Origin of the sequence: Streptomyces sp. NPDC097619 (assembly GCF_040302735.1) — a bacterium.
Lineage (GTDB): Bacteria > Actinomycetota > Actinomycetes > Streptomycetales > Streptomycetaceae > Streptomyces.
This window is the reverse complement of record NZ_JBEOSD010000062.1, coordinates 1-19,368: the sequence shown is the minus strand read 5'-3', so window position 1 is coordinate 19,368 and position 19,368 is coordinate 1. Positions and strand designations below refer to the sequence as shown.

Annotated in this window: 16 protein-coding genes; 12 read left to right on the top strand and 4 right to left on the bottom strand. The window is 72.9% G+C overall.

What is annotated here, in order from left to right; all coding sequences use genetic code 11:
* Positions 1 to 13: 13 nt before the first annotated feature.
* The 3 genes from mycP (at position 14) to ABTZ17_RS18640 (ending at position 2,092) form a co-directional block, all read left to right on the top strand.
* Positions 14 to 1,318 carry a type VII secretion-associated serine protease mycosin gene (gene mycP / locus ABTZ17_RS18650; protein ID WP_502994731.1) on the top strand — a complete coding sequence of 435 codons (1,305 nt, stop codon included), beginning with the start codon at positions 14 to 16 and terminating at the stop codon, positions 1,316 to 1,318.
* The gene (locus ABTZ17_RS18645) at positions 1,309 to 1,668 is read left to right on the top strand and encodes a WXG100 family type VII secretion target (protein ID WP_352196737.1); all 360 of its coding nucleotides are present in this window, start codon (positions 1,309 to 1,311) and stop codon (positions 1,666 to 1,668) included. Before mycP ends, ABTZ17_RS18645 begins: the two co-directional genes overlap by 10 nt.
* 136 nt (positions 1,669 to 1,804) lie before the next feature.
* Entirely contained in the window at positions 1,805 to 2,092 is a 288-nt protein-coding gene (locus ABTZ17_RS18640) for a WXG100 family type VII secretion target (RefSeq protein ID WP_352196736.1), read from the top strand.
* Positions 2,093 to 2,304: 212 nt separating this feature from the next.
* Here ABTZ17_RS18640 and ABTZ17_RS18635 read toward each other — a convergent pair whose 3' ends face one another.
* Both ABTZ17_RS18635 and eccCb read right to left on the bottom strand, forming a co-directional pair.
* The gene (locus ABTZ17_RS18635) at positions 2,305 to 2,538 is read right to left on the bottom strand and encodes a DUF397 domain-containing protein (RefSeq protein ID WP_352196735.1); all 234 of its coding nucleotides are present in this window, start codon (positions 2,536 to 2,538) and stop codon (positions 2,305 to 2,307) included.
* A gap of 114 nt (positions 2,539 to 2,652) precedes the next feature.
* Entirely contained in the window at positions 2,653 to 6,894 is a 4,242-nt protein-coding gene (gene eccCb, locus ABTZ17_RS18630) for a type VII secretion protein EccCb (protein WP_352196734.1), read from the bottom strand.
* 322 nt (positions 6,895 to 7,216) lie between these two features.
* Here eccCb and eccD point away from each other — a divergent pair, with 322 nt between their 5' ends.
* The 6 genes from eccD (at position 7,217) to ABTZ17_RS18600 (ending at position 14,231) form a co-directional block, all read left to right on the top strand.
* Positions 7,217 to 8,611, top strand: a complete 1,395-nt coding sequence (eccD, locus tag ABTZ17_RS18625; RefSeq protein ID WP_352196733.1) for a type VII secretion integral membrane protein EccD — start codon at positions 7,217 to 7,219, stop codon at positions 8,609 to 8,611.
* A 168-nt stretch (positions 8,612 to 8,779) separates the two neighbouring features.
* Positions 8,780 to 9,067, top strand: coding sequence for a 30S ribosomal protein S15 (rpsO, locus tag ABTZ17_RS18620; protein WP_150207049.1), 288 nt, complete (start codon positions 8,780 to 8,782; stop codon positions 9,065 to 9,067).
* Between the two features lie 301 nt (positions 9,068 to 9,368).
* Positions 9,369 to 11,591, top strand: coding sequence for a polyribonucleotide nucleotidyltransferase (locus tag ABTZ17_RS18615; protein ID WP_352196748.1), 2,223 nt, complete (start codon positions 9,369 to 9,371; stop codon positions 11,589 to 11,591).
* Entirely contained in the window at positions 11,588 to 12,967 is a 1,380-nt protein-coding gene (locus tag ABTZ17_RS18610; protein ID WP_352196732.1) for a M16 family metallopeptidase, read from the top strand. Before ABTZ17_RS18615 ends, ABTZ17_RS18610 begins: the two co-directional genes overlap by 4 nt.
* 35 nt (positions 12,968 to 13,002) lie before the next feature.
* Complete coding sequence (gene dapB, locus ABTZ17_RS18605) at positions 13,003 to 13,755, top strand: 4-hydroxy-tetrahydrodipicolinate reductase (RefSeq protein WP_352196731.1); 753 nt, start codon at positions 13,003 to 13,005, stop codon at positions 13,753 to 13,755.
* A 17-nt stretch (positions 13,756 to 13,772) separates the two neighbouring features.
* A complete protein-coding gene (locus tag ABTZ17_RS18600) occupies positions 13,773 to 14,231 on the top strand; it encodes a tetratricopeptide repeat protein (protein ID WP_352196730.1) in 459 nt (152 codons plus the stop codon).
* A 43-nt stretch (positions 14,232 to 14,274) separates the two neighbouring features.
* On the opposite strand, the gene ABTZ17_RS18595 is transcribed toward ABTZ17_RS18600, so the two are convergent.
* Positions 14,275 to 14,847, bottom strand: coding sequence for an SCO5741 family PH domain-containing membrane protein (locus ABTZ17_RS18595; protein WP_352196729.1), 573 nt, complete (start codon positions 14,845 to 14,847; stop codon positions 14,275 to 14,277).
* A gap of 96 nt (positions 14,848 to 14,943) precedes the next feature.
* Positions 14,944 to 15,186, bottom strand: coding sequence for a hypothetical protein (locus tag ABTZ17_RS18590; RefSeq protein ID WP_352196728.1), 243 nt, complete (start codon positions 15,184 to 15,186; stop codon positions 14,944 to 14,946).
* Between the two features lie 201 nt (positions 15,187 to 15,387).
* Between ABTZ17_RS18590 and thyX the strand changes: the two genes are divergently transcribed.
* The 3 genes from thyX to ABTZ17_RS18575 all read left to right on the top strand — a co-directional run bounded on the left by thyX (position 15,388) and on the right by ABTZ17_RS18575 (position 19,020).
* Complete coding sequence (thyX, locus tag ABTZ17_RS18585) at positions 15,388 to 16,128, top strand: FAD-dependent thymidylate synthase (protein WP_352196727.1); 741 nt, start codon at positions 15,388 to 15,390, stop codon at positions 16,126 to 16,128.
* Positions 16,129 to 16,310: 182 nt separating this feature from the next.
* Entirely contained in the window at positions 16,311 to 17,210 is a 900-nt protein-coding gene (gene dapA, locus ABTZ17_RS18580; RefSeq protein ID WP_352196726.1) for a 4-hydroxy-tetrahydrodipicolinate synthase, read from the top strand.
* A 124-nt stretch (positions 17,211 to 17,334) separates the two neighbouring features.
* Positions 17,335 to 19,020 carry a ribonuclease J gene (locus ABTZ17_RS18575; protein ID WP_352196725.1) on the top strand — a complete coding sequence of 562 codons (1,686 nt, stop codon included), beginning with the start codon at positions 17,335 to 17,337 and terminating at the stop codon, positions 19,018 to 19,020.
* Positions 19,021 to 19,368 lie beyond the last annotated feature (348 nt).

Genomic DNA, 19,368 nt, shown 5'->3' with positions numbered 1-19,368 from the left:
ACGGACCGCGCCCGTGCCCCTCCCCCTGGTCCGCCCGGCCCACCCGGTCCGCCTGGCCCTCACCGCCCTGTTCGTCCTGCTCCCGGCTCCCTCACTGCCCGCCTCCTCACCGGCCGCCCCGCCACCCCCGACCACGTTCTGTGCCGACGCTCCCGGCGAGCGAGTGGCCACCCGCCCCTGGCCCCTGCGGCGCGTCCTCCTCGACCGCCTCTGGCAGCACACGCGCGGCGCCGGGGTCCGCGTGGCCGTCCTCGACACCGGTGTGGACCGGGCACACCCCCAACTCCGGGACGCCGTGGACGCCGCCTCCGGCACCGATCTCGTGGAGCCCGGCGGCGACGGCACCCGGGACCGCAGCGGCCACGGCACGAAGGTCGCCGGATTGATCGCCGCCCGGCCCCGTCCGGGCAGCGGCTTCACCGGACTCGCCCCCGAGGCCGTGATCATCCCCGTGCGCTCCCACGACGGACTCCACCCCGCCGCCCCGGCCGCCCTCGCCCGGGCCGTCGACCACGCCGTCGCGCGCGGGGCCGACGTCATCAACATCTCCCAGCAGACCCCCGGCCCCCTGCCCCCGAACTCCGCACTCGCCCGCGCGGTGGCCCGCGCCCAGCAGGCCGGTGCCGTGGTCGTCGCCGCGGCCGGCAACGACGGCCGGGACGGGCGCCCCCGGCCCGCCTACCCGGCGGCACTTCCGGGCGTCCTCGCCGTCGCCGCCTCCGACCGGGACAACGAGCGGGCCGCCTTCTCCCAGACCGGCGCGTTCGTCTCCGTGGCCGCCCCCGGCGTGGACGTGGTCTCCACCGTGCCCGGCGGCGGGCACTGCACCGACAGCGGAACCAGCTTCGCCGCCCCCTACGCGGCGGCCGTCGCCGCGCTCCTGAAGGCCCGCCATCCCGACTGGAGCCCCCGCCGGATCGTCACCCGCATCCAACAGACCGCCGAGCGCACCCTGCCGGGCCCGGACCCGTCCGTGGGCTGGGGCGTGGTCGACCCCGTGCGTGCCCTGGCGGACGACGCACCCGCGGGCGAGACCCCCGTGCCCGACCCACCCGGACCCCCGGTCGCCCCGCCCGAACCCGCCCCGCTCCCGTCGGGCGAGAGCCCCCAGGACCGCGACGGGCGCCTGGCCGCCTACGCCCTCGGAGGGACGGCAGCGGCCCTGGCCGTCCTCACCGGCGTGGCCGGAGCCCTCCGCAGCCGCGACAGGAGCACCGCACGCCCCTCACCAGACCCGCGCTCCTCGCATTCCCCAACTCCCTCACGAGCCCCACACCCCCTCCCGTCACCCCAGGAAGAAGGACAGCCATGGCGATGAACCTCCAGGTGGACGAGGCCGAGAAGCAGCGCCTCGCGGGTGAGATCAGTACCTTCCACGCCGAACTGACCGGCCGCATCAGCGCCCTGAACGACGTCGTGGACCGGATCCAAGCGGGCTGGAAGGGAGCCGCCGGCCAGCAGTACGACGCTCTCCAACGCGGAGTGAACGACCACCTCACCAAGATCCGCGGCAAGCTCGTCGAACTGGAGGAGGCGATGCGCCTCAGCGCCCGCGGGTTCACCGCCGAGGAGCAGCAGCGGATCGCGGACATCCGCAGGCTCGCCACCGAGACGGGGACGACCGGCCCCGCTCCCGGCCCCCGCCCCAGCGCGGTCGATCAGCTCTGACCCGACGGATACCGGTCGCCCCCGCATCCGCCCCGCCCCCGTATCCGAACGCGCACGCACCCCGAACCCCCACCCCCGCCCCCACGCTCAGCCGCAGCCGCAGTCACCACCCCGACCTTCCGGAGGAGACCCGCCCATGCTCGCCGTCAACTACGACACCGTCGCCACCGCCGCCGGGGACGTACGCCGTACCGCGCACAAGCTCAGCCAGGACCTGGAACGCCTGATGGCCCAGGTCAGGGTGGTGACGGCGGCCTGGGAGGGAGAAGCGATGGTCGCCTACGCCGACATCCAGGGCACCGTCACCCGCGAGATGACCGGCATGAACGCCAAACTCGGCGCCATCGCCACGCTGCTCGACACGTCCCTCACCGGCTACCAGGACACCGACCGCGGCAACGCCGCCCGCTTCCGGATGCTCTGAGGTCGACAGCACCCCGACATCCCGACACCTCGGCGGACGGGGCGGAGAATACGGAGAAGCGGAGAAACGCGACGGCCCCCGTACGGGAGACGTACGGGGGCCGCATGAGGTCGGCCGCACGCCGCGCCGCTCACGACCCGGTCCACCTCCGGGCAGTCCCACTCTCGGGCAGGGTCCGCCTCAGGGCAGTCCCTCCGCCGGCCGGTGCCACCTCAGGTCAGGTCGAACTCCCCGTCGCGCGCACCCAGGACGAAGGCCGTCCACTCGGCCTCCGTGTAACGCAGCACCGTCTGCGGGTCCAGCGACGAGCGCATCGCGACCGCTCCGCCCGGCAGGTGGGCGATCTCCACCCGCTCCTCGTGCTCCTCCGTGCCGGGTGCGCTCAGCCACTCCACCCCCGAGATGTCCAGGGCGTACAGCTCGTCCTTCTCGCGTGCGTCAGCCATCAGAAAGTCCTTCCGGTGCCGTGGTGCGGGCGGTGCGGCCGTACGGCTCGGCGCGCGGCCGGGGCCGCGCGAACAGCCCCGGCCCGCATGCTACTTCTCCGTCTCCGACGCCACCTACGCTTCCGGGACCCAGCCCACCTGCACCAGTGAAGCCCCCCGCCCGCGCGGGACGAACACCCCCCGGCCCGGCGGCAACGGACGCGCCCGCACCCCGCCCAGCAACTCGCCCTCGGAGCGGTCCCCGGACAGCACCACCCCCTGCGCCCCGAGCTCTCGCACCCGCTGGAGGACGGGCTCGTACGAGGCCCTTCCGGCCCCCGCCGAACTCCGTGCCAACACCACCCGCACACCCAGGTCGCGGGCGAAGGGCAGCTGGTCCAGCAGCGGGGCCAACGGGTTCACCGGGCCCGAGGAGACGAGCTCGTAGTCGTCGACGACCACGAACAGCCGCGGCCCCGTCCACCACCCGCCCTCCCGCAACTGCCGTGCGGTCAGGCCCTCTTCCGGTGCCCGTCGCCCTATCAGCGAGGCCACCGCCGCGACGTGGCCCTCCAGGGCCGGACCGGTCGCCGCGTACTCCAACAGGTGCGATTCCGGTACCGCCCCGAGCAGGGACCGCCGGACGTCGCCCACCACGAACCGCGCCTCGGCGGGGGAGTACCGCTCGGTCAGCCTCCGCACCAACAACCTCAGCAGCGCCGTCTTGCCCGCCCCGCCCCCGCCGAACACGAGGAGGAAGGGGTCGGTGTCGAAGTCCACGAACACCGGCTCCAGATCCGCCTCCCCGGCCCCGATCGCGATCCCGCGCCCCGGGAACTCCGAGCCCTTCGGCAACCGTTCAGAGGGCAGCAGCCGCGGCAACAGCCGTACCTCCGGGGCCGAGGGCCGGCTCGCCGTCGCCGCCCGCACCGAGGCCACCAGCTCCGCCGTGGCCGCCGGCAGTCCGGCCGTGCCCGCCACGCCGTCCGCGCGCGGGACCGCCCCCATGAAGTGCAGCCCCTCCGGCACCTGACCCCGCCCCGGCAGGCCGCGCGGCACCGTCGCCGCGACCCGACGGTCGAACTCGGAGTCCACCGGGTCCCCGAGCCGCAGCTCCAACCGGCCCGCCAGCTGGTCCTTCAGCGCCGCCCGGACCTCCAGGTAGCGGGAGGCCGTCAGCACCAGGTGCACCCCGTACCCGAGGCCCCGGGCCGCCAGGTCCGCCACCACCGGCTCCAGCTCCTCGTACTCCGTGCGGAACGCCCCCCAGCCGTCCACCAGCAGGAACACGTCCCCGAATCGATCGCCGGGCACCTTCCCCGAGGCCCGCAGCTCCCGGTACGCGGCCATCGAGTCCACGCCGAGCGCCCGGAAGTCCGCCTCCCGGCGCGCCAGCACCGCCGCCACCTCCGCGACGGTCCGCCGCACCCGCTCCGGATCCAACCGCGAGGCCACCCCGCCCACGTGCGGCAGCCCCGCCACCGCCGCCAGCCCGCCCCCGCCGAAGTCCAGGGCGTAGAACTGCGCCTCCCCGGGGTCGTGCGTCAGCGCGAAGGCCGCCACGAGCGTCCGCAGCAGCAGCGACTTCCCCGACCGCGGGCCGCCCACGACCAGGAGGTGCCCCTCCGCCCCGGAGAAGTCCGCGGACAGCACCTCGCGGCGCTGCTCGAACGGCCGGTCCACCAGCCCCAGCGGCACCACCAGACCGCCCCGCCCCACCCCGTCCACCGGCAGCGCGTCCAGCGGGGAGGACTCCTCCAAGGGCGGCAGCCACACCTGGTGCGCGGGCGGCCCCGCGCCCTCCAGCCGCCCCACGAGCACCTCCAGCACGCTCTCCCCGGGCGCCGCCGCCCCCACGGCCCCGACACCCTCCTCGCCGGACCCGACGGGAACCACGAATGGCGCTTCCGAGGGCGCCTCCCCCTCCGCCACGACCCCCGGCAGCGGCACCTCCGCCGCCGTGAACAGCACCGGACGGGGCGCCGGACCGGACCTCCGCACCACCGGCCCCGCCCCCTGGGCCCGGTACGGCCCCGACACGTACGCCGCCTTGAACCGCACCGTCTCCTCCGTGCCGAACCGCAGCAGCCCCGCCCCCGGCACCCGCGGCAGCCGGAACGCGTCCGGAACCCCCAGCGCCGCCCTGGACTCCGCCTCCGAGAAGGTCCGCAGCCCGATCCGGTACGACAGGTACGTCTCCAGCCCCCGCAGCCTCCCCTCCTCCAGCCGCTGCGAGGCCAGCAGCAGGTGCACCCCCAGCGACCGACCGATCCGCCCGATCTGCAGGAACATGTCGATGAAATCGGGCCGCGCCGCCAACAGCTCGCTGAACTCGTCGATCACCAACACCAGCGAGGGCAACGGCGCCAACGGTGCCCCCGCCGCCCGCGCCCGCTCGTAGTCGAACGCGCTCGCATGACCCCCGGCCGCCCGCAACAGCTCCTGCCGGCGCCGCAGCTCCCCGCGGACGGCGTCCCCCATCCGGTCCACCAGCGCCAGGTCGTCCGCCAGGTTCGTGATCACCGCGGCCACGTGCGGCAGCCGCGCCATCCCCGCGAAGGTGGCACCGCCCTTGAAGTCCGCCAACACGAAGTTCAGGTCCTGCGAGCCGTGGGTCACCGCCAACCCCAGCACCAGCGTCCGCAGCAGCTCCGACTTCCCGGAGCCGGTCGCCCCCACGCACAGCCCGTGCGGCCCCATCCCCTCCTGCGCCGCCTCCTTGAGGTCCAACAGCACCGGCGCGCCGTCCGCGTCCACCCCGATCGGCACGCGGAGCCGCTCCGCCGCGGACCGGGGCCGCCAGGTTCGGGCCGGGTCCACCGAGGCCACGTCCCCCAACCCCAGCAGACCGGCGAAGCCGTGCTCCGCCGCGAGCGGATCCGTACCCTCCCCGACCCCGCCCGCGACCCGCAGCGGCGCCAGCCGCCGGGCCAACGCCTCCGCCTCCACCACCGACAGGCCGTCCGGCACGTCCCCGCCCCCGGACCCGGCCCCTTCGGTCCCGGCACTGTCATGCTCTCCAGCGTCCCCGGGCCCCGGCTCCACCTCCAGGCTCCCGGGCCCCATCCGGACCACCAGCCGTCCAGGCCCTCCCGCGTCCGTCCCCGACGCCTCCACGGGGCCCCGTCGCCTCGCGCCCGCGCCGCCGGTCAGCACCTCCACCACGGTCACCCCCGTCGGCCGCGCGGACCCCTCCCACGGATCACCCGCCACCGGCCCGTCCCCGTCCACGACCACCAGGAGGTGCGGCCGGCCCGGCCCCGCCGTGCCCCCCTCGACCCGCCCCGCCGTCCACGGCTCCAGCAACCCCGCCACCGCACCCGGCGTCCCGGCGAAGAGCCGCCCCGCCCCGGCACCGTCCACCCGGCCCGGCACCCGCGCGTGCGGCAGCCACTTCACCCAGTCCCAGCAGCCCACCGCCCCCGGCGCCGCCACCACGGCCACCACCAGGTCGGCGGGGGAGTGGGCCACCACCGCCTGCGCCAGCAACGCCCGCGCCACCCCGCGCACCGCCTCCGTCCGCGCCGCCCCGACAGCATGCGCCGGACCGTGACCACCGCCCGGGCCGTGCCCCTCTCCCCAGCCGTGACCACCCCCCGTGCCGTGGCCGCTCCCACGACCCCGGCCGTTCCCCGAGACCGGGTCCCCACCCCTCCCCGAGACCGGGACCTCGCTCCTCCCCGGGAGCTCACCCCATCCCGCGAGCGGGGCATCCTCCGGATCGCCCCCGGCCGCCACCACCACGCACCCGTACGCGCACAGCGGCACCGTCACCGGCAGCCCCGCCACCCGCCCGTGCACCGCCAGGAAGCGCCGTAACGCCCCCGCCGACAAGGGCTCCAGCCGCCGCTCCGGACCGCCCGCCGCCACCACCGGCACCAACGCCGGCGGCCGCACCCCCAGCCCCACCCGCACCACACCGAAATCGGCGTCCCCGGCGCGACGCTCCCACAGCCGCTCCCGCTCCGCCACCACCGCCCACAGCTGTCCCGGCTCCGGATGCAGCCGCAGCGCCCCGTCCCGCTGCACCCGCGCCGCCCGCACGGCCCGGGCCCGCACCGAGCCCAGGTGCTCCAGGTACTCCCGCCGCAGCTCGTCCACACCCCCCTGCGCACCCCGCCGGTACCGCACCGCCTGCACCACCGCCAGCGCCAGCGTGGACACCAGCATCAAGGCGCCCATCACCCGCATGAACGGCTGCGGCGACACGAAGAAGAACACCACCGACGAGCCCATCCCCAGCACCGGCAGCAACTGCACCAGCACCCCCTCGGGCCGCCCCCGCGGCAGCTCCGGCGGCGCCTGCACCGCCAGCTCCCCGGCGGGCACCCCGGGCGGCAGCACCCGCGGCGGACGCTTCACGACGATCTGGCTCACCCGACACCGTCCCCACGACTCCTGCGGATCCCGCCGGACACCCCGACGCCCGTCCCCCGAAAGGCGGACGTACGGCCCCGACCCGGCCACCCCGCACCGCCGGCCCCGCGCCGCGCGGAGCGCGAGCGTACCGGCGGCGCCGCACCGCCCCGGACCGCCCCGAACCGAACCCGCACCCCGATCCGACCACCCCCGCGAGCCCCCGCCGGCCCGCCCGCCGGCCCCGCGCCCCGCCACTAACCTGACGCCCCCGCACCCGGGCCCCACCGGCGCGCGCGACCCCGCAGCACCCCCGACCCGCCCACGAAAAGGACCAGCACGGGTGAACACCGCCACCGGAACCGGCTTCCGCCGGATCACCGTCGCCACCCCCGACCGGCGCGTGGACCTCGCCCTCCCGGAGGACGTCCCGCTCGCCGACCTCCACCCCGACCTGCTCCGCCTCACCGGAGCCGGCACGGCCCCCGGCGCCCCCGCCGGCCACCACCTCGCCCGCTGCGACGGCAGCCTCCTCGACCCCACCCGCGGCCTCGCCGCCCAAGCCGTCCACGACGGGGCCGTCCTCACCCTCGCCCCCTTCGCCGACTCCCTGCCCCCACCCGTCCACGACGACCCGTGCGAAGCCCTCGCCGCCACCACCCGCCTCCACGCCTCCCCGCCGCGCCCCGACCCGCGCCGCACCCCCCTCACCGCCGCCGCCGCACTCGTCGTCCTCCTGGCCGTGCTCCTCGGACACAGCGCCCTCACCCCGCAGCCCGGGATCCTCCCCGCCGCCGCGGCCGCCGCCACGGGCCTCCTCCTCACCGGCCACGCCCTGCTGCGCGCCCGCCTCCACCACGACCGCACCGCCGCCGTCGCCCTCGGCCTGCCCGCCCTGCCGCACCTCCTGATCGCCGGCACCGCCCTCGCCGCCCCCGACCCCGGGCACGGACCCGGACGCCTCCAGCTCCTCCTCGGCTGCCTGTGCGCCCTCACGGCCGCCACCGCCCTCACCCTCCTCACCCCCGGCGGCGCCGCCCCCTTCACCGCCGCGACCCTCCTCGCCGCCGGCGGAATCCTCGCGACGGCGCTCACGACCCTCACCGGCCTGTCCGCCACGGACACCGCCGCCCTCCTCGCCCCCGCCGCCCCCAGCCTCCTCGCCTTCCTCCCCGGCCTCGCCGCCCGCTCCGCCCGGCTGCCCCTCGGCCACACCCCCGGCGCCGGGGGTGTGGAGACCCCCGCACCCCCGGCCCCCGTGGACACGGCAGCCCTCGCCACCCGCACCCGGTGCGCCCACCGCACCCTGCTCGGCCTCACCGCCGGCTGCTGCGCGGTCGGCCTCGGCTGCGCCCTCCTCCTCGGCCCCGCCCCCGGCCCCTGGCCCCCGCTCCTCGCGCTCGCCACCGGCCTCGCCCTCCTCGGCCGCGCCCGACTGTTCCGCCCCGGCCCCGCCCGCCTGTGCTGCCTCGCCACCGGCCTGGCCGCCCTCGCCCCACCCGTCCTCGGCCTCGCCCGCGACCCCGCGCCCGCCCCCGCGACCCTCGCCGTCGGCGCCGCCCTCGCCCTCGCCGCGGCCCTGCTCTTCACCACCGCCACGGCCCGCCCGACCGAACACCCCGGACCCGCCCGCGCCCGCCTCCTCGACCTCGCCGAAGCGGCCGTCCTGCTGAGCTTGGCCCCCTTGGCCCTCGCCGTCCTCGACGCCTACGCCGCGGTCCGTTCGCTCACCGGCTGAGACCCGACGCGCCCGCGCCTGGTACGCTGTGTGACGGCCATCCGTGCAAGCACCCCGGTCCCACCGGGCTGTGCCACCGGACCTGGCCCGCCTCCCGAGTCACGGAAGTTCCCCGGAGAAGCAGACCCAGGGCGCTCGGCGGCAACCATCACCACACGAGGAGTCAGCGTGTCGCTCGACACTGCCACGAAGAAGCAGATCATCGCCGAGTTCGGTACCAAGGAGGGCGACACCGGTTCTCCCGAGGTCCAGGTCGCGATGCTCTCCCGCCGCATCTCGGACCTCACCGAGCACCTCAAGGCCCACAAGCACGACCACCACTCCCGTCGTGGCCTGCTCATCCTGGTCGGCCAGCGCCGCCGCCTGCTGCAGTACCTGGCCAAGAAGGACATCCAGCGCTTCCGTACCCTGGTGGAGCGCCTCGGTATCCGCCGCGGTGCCGCGGGCGCCAAGTAAGACGCCGTGAAGGGAGCGGTCCCACTCCGATGGGGCCGCTCCCTTTGCCGTACGTGCTGTACGTGCGGGACGCACCGGACGCTTTGTAGTCTGGTAGCGGCGCACGCGCGCGACGCACAACTGAAGAGGAGGAGCGCCCTCCCCCGCCGCCGGTCCTCGGTAGTGGCACCCGGAGAGCCCCACGGCTCCGCACCGGGTGCTTCGATCGAAGACCGGCCCGCACGCCAGGAGCGCTTCTCCGAAAACCGTCCGCCACCACACGGGTGACGCGACGGAGACGACGAAAATGGAGAAAGCACTAGTGGAGAACGAGACCCACTACACCGAAGCCGTCATCGACAACGGCTCCTTCGGTACCCGCACCATCCGCTTCGAGACGGGCCGCCTCGCCCGTCAGGCCGCCGGCTCCGCCGTGGCCTACCTGGACGACGACACCATGGTCCTCTCGGCGACCACCGCGTCCAAGAAGCCCAAGGACCAGCTCGACTTCTTCCCCCTGACGGTGGACGTCGAGGAGCGCATGTACGCCGCGGGCAAGATCCCCGGCTCCTTCTTCCGTCGCGAGGGCCGCCCCTCCGAGGACGCGATCCTCACCTGTCGCCTGATCGACCGCCCGCTGCGCCCCTCCTTCAAGAAGGGCCTGCGCAACGAGATCCAGGTCGTCGCCACCGTCATGGCGCTCAACCCGGACCACCTGTACGACGTCATCGCGATCAACGCCGCGTCCGCGTCCACCCAGCTGGCCGGCCTGCCCTTCTCCGGCCCGATCGGCGGCGTCCGCGTCGCGCTGATCCGCGGCCAGTGGGTCGCGTTCCCGACGCACACCGAGCTCGAGGACGCCGTCTTCGACATGGTCGTCGCGGGCCGCACCCTGGAGGACGGCGACGTCGCGATCATGATGGTCGAGGCCGAGGCCACCGAGAAGACCATCGCCCTCGTCAAGGACGGCGCCGAGGCGCCCACCGAGGAGATCGTCGCCGCCGGCCTCGACGCCGCGAAGCCCTTCATCAAGGTCCTCTGCAAGGCGCAGGCCGAGCTGGCCGCCAAGGCCGCCAAGCCCGAGGGCGAGTTCCCGGTCTTCCTGGACTACCAGGACGACGTGTACGAGGCCCTCGCGGCCGCCGTCAAGGGCGAGCTCTCCCAGGCGCTGACCATCGCGGGCAAGCAGGACCGCGAGGCCGAGCTGGACCGCGTCAAGGAGATCGCCGCCGAGAAGCTCCTCCCGGCCTTCGAGGGCCGCGAGAAGGAGATCTCCGCCGCGTACCGCTCCCTGACCAAGGCCCTCGTCCGTGAGCGCGTCATCAAGGACAAGGTCCGCATCGACGGCCGCGGGATCACGGACATCCGTACCCTCGCCGCCGAGGTCGAGGCCATCCCGCGGGTCCACGGCTCCGCCCTGTTCGAGCGTGGCGAGACCCAGATCCTGGGCGTCACCACCCTCAACATGCTCCGCATGGAGCAGCAGCTGGACACCCTCTCCCCGGTGACCCGCAAGCGCTACATGCACAACTACAACTTCCCGCCGTACTCCGTCGGCGAGACCGGCCGCGTGGGCTCCCCCAAGCGCCGCGAGATCGGCCACGGCGCGCTCGCCGAGCGCGCCATCGTGCCGGTCCTCCCGACCCGCGAGGAGTTCCCCTACGCGATCCGTCAGGTGTCCGAGGCCCTCGGCTCCAACGGCTCCACCTCCATGGGCTCCGTCTGCGCCTCCACCATGTCGCTGCTGAACGCCGGTGTGCCCCTCAAGGCCCCCGTCGCCGGCATCGCCATGGGCCTGATCTCCCAGGAGATCGACGGCCAGACGCACTACGTCGCCCTCACCGACATCCTCGGTGCGGAGGACGCCTTCGGCGACATGGACTTCAAGGTCGCCGGCACCAAGGAGTTCGTCACCGCCCTCCAGCTCGACACCAAGCTGGACGGCATCCCGGCCTCCGTCCTGGCCGCGGCCCTCAAGCAGGCCCGCGACGCCCGCCTCCACATCCTCGACGTGATGATGGAAGCGATCGACACCCCGGACGAGATGTCCCCCAACGCCCCGCGGATCATCACCGTCAAGATCCCCGTGGACAAGATCGGCGAGGTCATCGGCCCCAAGGGCAAGATGATCAACCAGATCCAGGAGGACACCGGCGCCGAGATCACGATCGAGGACGACGGCACCATCTACATCGGTGCCGCCGACGGCCCGGCCGCCGAGGCCGCCCGCGCCACGATCAACGGCATCGCCAACCCGACCATGCCGGAGGTCGGCGAGCGCTACCTGGGCACGGTCGTCAAGACCACCACCTTCGGTGCCTTCGTCTCCCTGCTCCCGGGCAAGGACGGCCTCCTGCACATCTCGCAGATCCGCAAGCTCGCCGGTGGCAAGCGCGTGGAGAACGTCGAGGACGTGCTCGCGGTCGGCTCGAAGGTCCAGGTCGAGATCGCCGAGATCGACCAGCGCGGCAAGCTCTCCCTGATCCCCGTGATCGAGGGCGAGAGCGACGCCTCCGACGAGAACAAGGACGACTCCGACAAGTGACGTCGCGCAGTTCCCGTGCCACGGCCCGCCCCTCTTCGGAGGGGCGGGCCGTCGCCCGTACCCAAACGCTCCTCAAGGGCCGTGACGGCATCGGCACCGTCCGCCGCACGACCCTCCCCGGCGGACTCCGCGTCGTCACCGAGACGCTGCCCTCCGTCCGCTCCGCCACCTTCGGCATCTGGGCGCACGTCGGATCCCGCGACGAGACCCCCACGCTGAACGGCGCCACGCACTACCTCGAGCACCTCCTGTTCAAGGGCACCAAGAAGCGGTCCGCCCTCGACATCTCCTCCGCCATCGACGCCGTCGGCGGCGAGATGAACGCCTTCACGGCGAAGGAGTACACCTGCTACTACGCGCGGGTGCTCGACACCGACCTGCCGCTGGCCATCGACGTGGTCTGCGACATGCTCACCGGCTCGCTCATCCTCGAATCCGACGTCGACGCCGAGCGCGGGGTCATCCTCGAAGAGATCGCGATGACCGAGGACGATCCCGGCGACATGGTCCACGACCTGTTCGCGCACACCATGCTCGGCGACACCCCGCTCGGCCGTCCGGTGCTCGGCTCCGTGGACACGATCAACGCGCTCAGCCGCGACCAGATCGCCCGCTTCTACAAGAAGCACTACGACCCGACCCACCTCGTGGTCGCCGCCGCCGGCAACGTCGACCACGCCAAGGTCGTCCGCCAGGTCCGCGCCGCCTTCGAGAGGGCCGGCGCCCTCGGCCGCACCGACGCCGTCCCCGTCGCCCCCCGCACCGGCACCCGCACCCTCCGCACCGCCGGACGCGTGGAACTCCTCGGCCGCAAGACCGAACAGGCCCACGTGGTCCTCGGCATGCCGGCCCTGGCCCGCACCGACGAGCGCCGCTGGGCTCTCGGCGTCCTCAACACCGCCCTCGGCGGCGGCATGTCCTCCCGGCTCTTCCAGGAGGTCCGGGAGAAGCGCGGCCTCGCCTACAGCGTGTACTCGTACACCTCGGGCTTCGCCGACTGCGGCCTCTTCGGCGTGTACGCGGGCTGCCGTCCCAGCCAGGTCCACGACGTCCTGCGGATCTGCCGCGACGAACTGGACAAGGTCGCCACCGAGGGCCTCTCGGACGAGGAGATCACCCGCGCCGTCGGCCAGCTCTCCGGCTCCACCGTCCTCGGCCTGGAGGACACCGGCGCCCTGATGAACCGCATCGGCAAGAGCGAACTGTGCTGGGGCACCCAGATGTCCGTGGACGACATGCTCACCAGCATCGCCGCGGTGACCCCGGACGACGTCCGCGAGGTGGCACGCGATGTACTGGCCCAGCGCCCGTCCCTCTCGGTGATCGGCCCGCTCAAGGAGAAGCAGGCCGCCCGCCTGGACGAAGCGGTCGCCTGATCCGTCGTACGTCCGTACCGAAGGAAGCGAAGAACATGAGCAAGCTGCGCGTGGCCGTCCTCGGCGCCAAGGGCCGCATCGGCTCCGAGGCCGTCAAGGCCGTGGAAGCCGCGGAGGACATGGAACTGGTCGCGGCCCTCGGCCGCGGCGACTCCCTGGAGACGCTGGCCGGGACCGGCGCCCAGGTGGCCGTCGAGCTGACCACCCCGGACTCCGTGATGGCCAACCTCGAGTACTGCCTCGGGCACGGCATCCACGCCGTCGTCGGGACCACCGGTTGGACCGAGGACCGCCTCGCGCAGCTCCGCACCTGGCTGGCCGCCACGCCCGCCACCGGTGTGCTCATCGCCCCGAACTTCTCCATCGGCGCCGTCCTCACCATGAAGTTCGCCGCGCAGGCCGCGCCGTACTTCGAATCCGTCGAGGTCGTCGAACTGCACCACCCCAAGAAGGTCGACGCCCCCAGCGGCACCGCCACCCGCACCGCCCAGCTCATCGCCGAGGCCCGGACGAAGGCAGGCTGCGCCCCGCAGCCCGACGCCACGGCCACCGCTCTCGACGGAGCCCGTGGCGCCGACGTCGACGGGGTGCCCGTGCACGCCATCCGCCTGCGCGGGCTCCTCGCCCACCAGGAGGTGCTGCTCGGCGGCGAGGGGGAGACCCTGACCATCCGCCACGACTCCCTGCACCACAGCAGCTTCATGCCGGGCATCCTGCTCGGCGCGCGCCGCGTGGTCACCACCCCGGGCCTCACCTTCGGCCTGGAAAACTTCCTCGACCTCGGCTGAACAGCAGGCAGCACCACATGCGCGCGAAGATCTCGTACTTCATCATGGCCGCCGTCCTGGCCGTCTACTTCGTCCTGGCCGGCGGCCGCGGCGTCGCCCTGATCCAGCAGGGCACCTGGCTCACCGTCACCTTCGGCGTGGCGGTGTTCATCCTGCCCGTCATCGGCGGCTGGTTCCTCTGGCAGAACACCCGGTTCGTGACCCGCGCGAACCGGCTCGCCACCGAACTGGAGGCCGAGGGCGGGCTCCCCGTCGACGAACTCGCCCGGGACGAGCACGGCCGGATCCTCCGCGACTCCGCCGACGAGGTCTTCGCCCGCCGCAAGGAGGAGACGGAAGACGCGCCCAACGACTGGCGCAACTGGTTCCGTCTCGCCGTGGCCTACCACGACGCCCGGGACACCCCCCGGGCCAGGAAGGCCATGCAGCGGGCCATCGCCCTCCACCAGCACGAGAAGAAGCCCGTACGGACCTGATCCGTACGGGCTCCTCGGGGCCACCCGGCGACCGGGCGGCGCGTCAGCCGACCGGCGCCGGCTCCCGCTCCGTCGTCCACCCGGCCAGCCGGGCCGCGGCCCGGTCGAAGGCTTCGGTGCGGGACAGGAAGTCGGCGTTGTGGTCGGTCATCAGGGGCAGGTCCGGGCCGCCCCCACCGCGCAGCACCAGCGTCATCGCCTGACCCTGCACCGTCCGCGGCAGACCCAGCCAACGCACCGGCTGCTGGCTGGTGCGGATCCGGTCCACCTGCTCCCAGGACACGGTCCGGGTGCGGAAGAAGGAGACCCGGCGCAGACCGTGGGGGTTCACCCACACGCCCATGCGCAGCAGCCGCAGGGCCCCCGCGACCACCAGGCAGGCCGCGGCCAGGCAGAGCCCGGCCCCCGCCCAGGCCCCGGCGAAGGCCACGATCATCGTGGCCAGGAGCATGAACGAGGCCAGGAGCAGCAGCAGCGCCCCCGCGGCGACCCGCCAGGGGCCGGGCCGGTACGGGCGGCGCCACCGCTCGTGGTCCTCGTAGGGCAGGGCGGTGTCCGCCGGGTCCGCGTCTTGCGCTTCGTATGCGCGGTCCGCCGTCAGGAAGGGCAGGGGCACGGCTGATCCTCACTCACATGCACATTCGGTCGGGCTGTGTGCCTGGTGAGGCTATCCAGCCCGGGGTCGGCCTTCCACCCCAGGGGCCCGGACGGGTCAGCGGTTCTGTGCCGCCTCGGACTGCTGTGCCTTCTCCGGTGCCTGGTGCGGCTGGAGGGCGGGCATGCCGAAGAGCAGGGCGCCGACCAGACCGGACACCACGGTGAGTCCGACCAGACTACGGGCGGCGATCTGAGTCTTGCTCAGACTCTCGCGCGGCGGGGGAGTGACGTTACTGCGGAATCGGTCCGCCTCGGCGACGAAGGCGAAGGGCACGGGCTCGCGGCGCCGGCGAAACATGGTGGGACGCTCCTCACGACGGGTGGTGCTGACGGGCAGGGATTTCTCCTGTTACCCAGTCAGACGCACGGGAAGCGTCCGTGGTGCCGGTTTGCGGCACATTATCCAAACTTTATGGGCGAGCGGCGAGTGTGCGGTGGCCGGTCGGAGCCGCCTAGAGTAAGCGCCGCCCTGAGCGATGCGACTGGAAGGACCCCGCCGGTGAGCGACACCCCCGCACCCGATCTGAAGCCGAGCTTCCGCAGCGACGTCACCGTGGAGCTGGTGAAGCACGCGGCCGGCGACTCCGACGTCCTGTGGGCCGCCCGGGTGTCGACGGCGGGCGAGCAGTCCCTGGACGAGCTGCAGAAGGACCCCGAGCGCTCCAAGGGGCTCATCAACTACCTGATGCGCGACCGCCACGGCAGCCCCTTCGAGCACAACTCGATGACCTTCTTCATCAGCGCCCCGATCTTCGTGTTCCGCGAGTTCATGCGGCACCGGGTCGGCTGGTCCTACAACGAGGAATCGGGCCGCTACAGGGAGCTGGAGCCGGTCTTCTACGTCCCGGACGCCGACCGCAAGCTGGTCCAGGAGGGCCGCCCGGGCAAGTACGTCTTCGTCGAGGGCACCGCCGCGCAGCAGGAGCTGACCGGCCGGGTCATGGAGGACTCCTACCGGCAGGCGTACGAGGCGTACCAGGAGATGCTGGCGGCGGGCGTGGCCCGCGAGGTGGCCCGCTCGGTGCTGCCCGTCGGCCTGTTCTCCTCGATGTACGCCACCTGCAACGCTCGCTCGCTCATGCACTTCCTCGGTCTGCGCACCCAGCACGAGCTGGCGAAGGTGCCCTCCTTCCCGCAGCGGGAGATCGAGATGGTGGGCCAGAAGATGGAGGAGCACTGGGCCCGGCTGATGCCGCTGACCCACGCCGCCTTCAACGCGAACGGCCGGGTCGCGCCCTAGCGCACACACGTACGGTCCACGGAACGAAGTGTCCGTATTGCGGCGTTTCGTGAAGTTCATCTAGGCTGATCAAACGGACCCGGCACTGCTTGAACCCCCGAGCAGGCAGTGCCGGGCTCCAATACCGTCTTCACGTCCCCCGAGGGGACACCGCGGGCAGAGCAGCGAGTAGCGTGTGACCCATGGCTCCGATCTCCACTCCGCAGACCCCCTTCGGGCGGGTCCTCACCGCCATGATCACGCCGTTCACGGCGACTGGCGGCCTCGACCTCGACGGCGCGCAGCGACTGGCCGTCCACCTGGTGGACGCAGGCAACGACGGCCTGATCGTCAACGGGACCACCGGTGAGTCCCCGACCACCACGGACGCGGAGAAAACCGACCTCGTACGAGCCGTACTGGAGGCCGTCGGAGACCGGGCCCACGTGGTCGCGGGCATCGGCACCAACGACACCCACCACACCCTGGAGCTGGTCCGCGGCGCGGAGCGGGTCGGCGCGCACGGCCTGCTGGCCGTGACCCCCTACTACAACAAGCCGCCGCAGGAGGGCCTCTACCGGCACTTCTCGGCCATCGCCGACGCCACCGAGCTGCCGGTCATGCTGTACGACATCCCCGGCCGCAGCGGGGTCCCGATCGAGACCGAGACCCTGGTCCGGCTGGCCGAGCACCCCCGGATCGTCGCCAACAAGGACGCCAAGGGCGACCTCGGCCGGGCGAGCTGGGCCATCGCCCGTAGCGGCCTGGCCTGGTACTCCGGTGACGACATGCTCAACCTGCCGCTGCTCTCCGTGGGCGCGGTCGGCTTCGTCTCGGTGGTCGGCCACGTGGTCGCCCCCGAGCTGCGCGCCATGGCGGACGCCTTCCAGTCCGGCGACGTGCAGAAGGCCGCCGAGATCCACCAGAAGCTGCTGCCGGTGTTCACGGGCATGTTCCGCACCCAGGGCGTCATGACCACGAAGGCCGCCCTGGCCCTGCAGGGACTGCCCGCGGGCCCGCTCCGGCTCCCGCTGGTCGGCCTCTCCGACGAGGAGACCGCCCAGCTCAAGCTCGATCTCGCCGCCGGCGGGGTAGAGCTCTGACAACGGACTTCACAACTGAACAAGCAGAACAACTGAACAGAACGACACCGACCCAGCACGTGCACGAATGACACGCGCGCCACGTGCCCCGAGGCACGTGGCGCGCGTGGTTGAGGAGAGTCTTTTGAGCCATCCGCACCCTGAACTCGGCCCCCCGCCGAAGCTGCCCAAGGGCGGCCTGCGCGTGACCCCCCTGGGGGGTCTCGGCGAGATCGGCCGCAACATGACCGTCTTCGAGTTCGACGGCAGGCTGCTGATCGTCGACTGCGGCGTGCTCTTCCCCGAGGAGGAGCAGCCGGGCATCGACCTGATCCTGCCGGACTTCTCGTCCATCCGGGACCGCCTCGACCAGATCGAGGGCATCGTCCTGACTCACGGACACGAGGACCACATCGGTGCCGTCCCGTACCTCCTCCGGGAGAAGCCGGACATCCCGCTGATCGGCTCCAAGCTGACGCTCGCCCTCATCGAGGCGAAGCTTCAGGAGCACCGGATCCGCCCCTACACCCTGGAGGTGCGGGAGGGCGACCGCGAGCAGCTCGGTCCCTTCGACTGCGAGTTCATCGCGGTCAACCACTCCATCCCGGACGCCCTGGCCGTCGCCATCCGCACCCCCGCGGGCCTGGTGGTCGCCACCGGCGACTTCAAGATGGACCAGCTCCCGATGGACAACCGCCTCACCGACCTGCACGCCTTCGCGCGGCTCAGTGAGGAGGGCATCGACCTGCTGCTCTCCGACTCGACGAACGCCGAGGTCCCGGGCTTCGTCCCGCCGGAGCGCGACATCTCCAACGTCATCCGCGGAGTCTTCGCGGGTGCCCAGAAGCGGATCATCGTGGCGAGCTTCGCGAGCCACGTGCACCGCATCCAGCAGGTCCTGGACGCCGCCCACGAGTACGGCCGCAGGGTCGCCTTCGTCGGCCGCTCCATGGTCCGGAACATGGGCATCGCCCGTGACCTGGGCTACCTGCGGGTCCCGGCCGGTCTGATCGTGGACGTCAAGACCCTCGACGACCTGCCGGACCACGAGGTCGTCCTGGTCTGCACGGGCTCCCAGGGCGAGCCGATGGCCGCACTGTCCCGGATGGCGAACCGCGACCACCAGATCCGGATCGTTCCGGGCGACACGGTGATCCTGGCGTCCTCGCTGATCCCGGGCAACGAGAACGCGGTCTACCGCGTGATCAACGGTCTGACCCGCTGGGGTGCCAACGTCGTCCACAAGGGCAACGCCAAGGTCCACGTCTCGGGCCACGCCTCGGCCGGCGAGCTGTTGTACTTCTACAACATCTGCCGACCGAAGAACCTGATGCCGGTCCACGGCGAATGGCGCCACCTGCGCGCCAACGCCGAGCTCGGCGTGATGACAGGCGTCCCCGCGGACCGCATCGTCATCGCCGAGGACGGGGTCGTCGTCGACCTGGTCGACGGCAAGGCCCGCATCACGGGCAAGGTCCAGGCGGGCTACGTGTACGTGGACGGCCTCTCGGTCGGCGACGTCACGGAGGCCTCGCTGAAGGACCGCCGCATCCTGGGCGACGAGGGCATCATCTCGGTGTTCGTGGTCGTGGACAGCACCACCGGCAAGGTGGTCGGCGGCCCGAACATCAACGCCCGGGGCTCCGGCATCGAGGACTCGGCCTTCGTGGGCGTGGTCCCGAAGATCGAGGAGGCCATCGCCAAGGCGGCCGCCGACGGCGTGGCCGAGCCGCACCAGCTGCAGCAGCTCATCCGCCGCACGCTGGGCAAGTGGGTCTCGGACGGCTACCGCCGGCGTCCGATGATCCTCCCCGTCGTGGTCGAGGTCTGACCTCGCCCGTACGGCCTTCACGGGAGCGGGGCAACCGGATTTGCATCCGGGGCCCCGCTCCAGTACGTTGACGTCTCCACCTCGCACCGACCCGGGCACACACATGTGCCTGGACGGCCCGAGATCGGGTGGGATCAACCAGTCGGGAAACCTGATACGGTCTGATCCGCCCGAAAGGGAAAGGCCCCCAACGGCCACCGAATTCGAATCCCAGCCGGAAACGGCAAGGAAATGAGTCTGGTAAGGTTGGAATCGCCGGAAAGGAAACGGACGCGAAAGCGGTCGGGACCGGAAAGGCGCCGAGGAAATCGGAACGGAAACGGTCTGATAGAGTCGGAAACGCAAGAA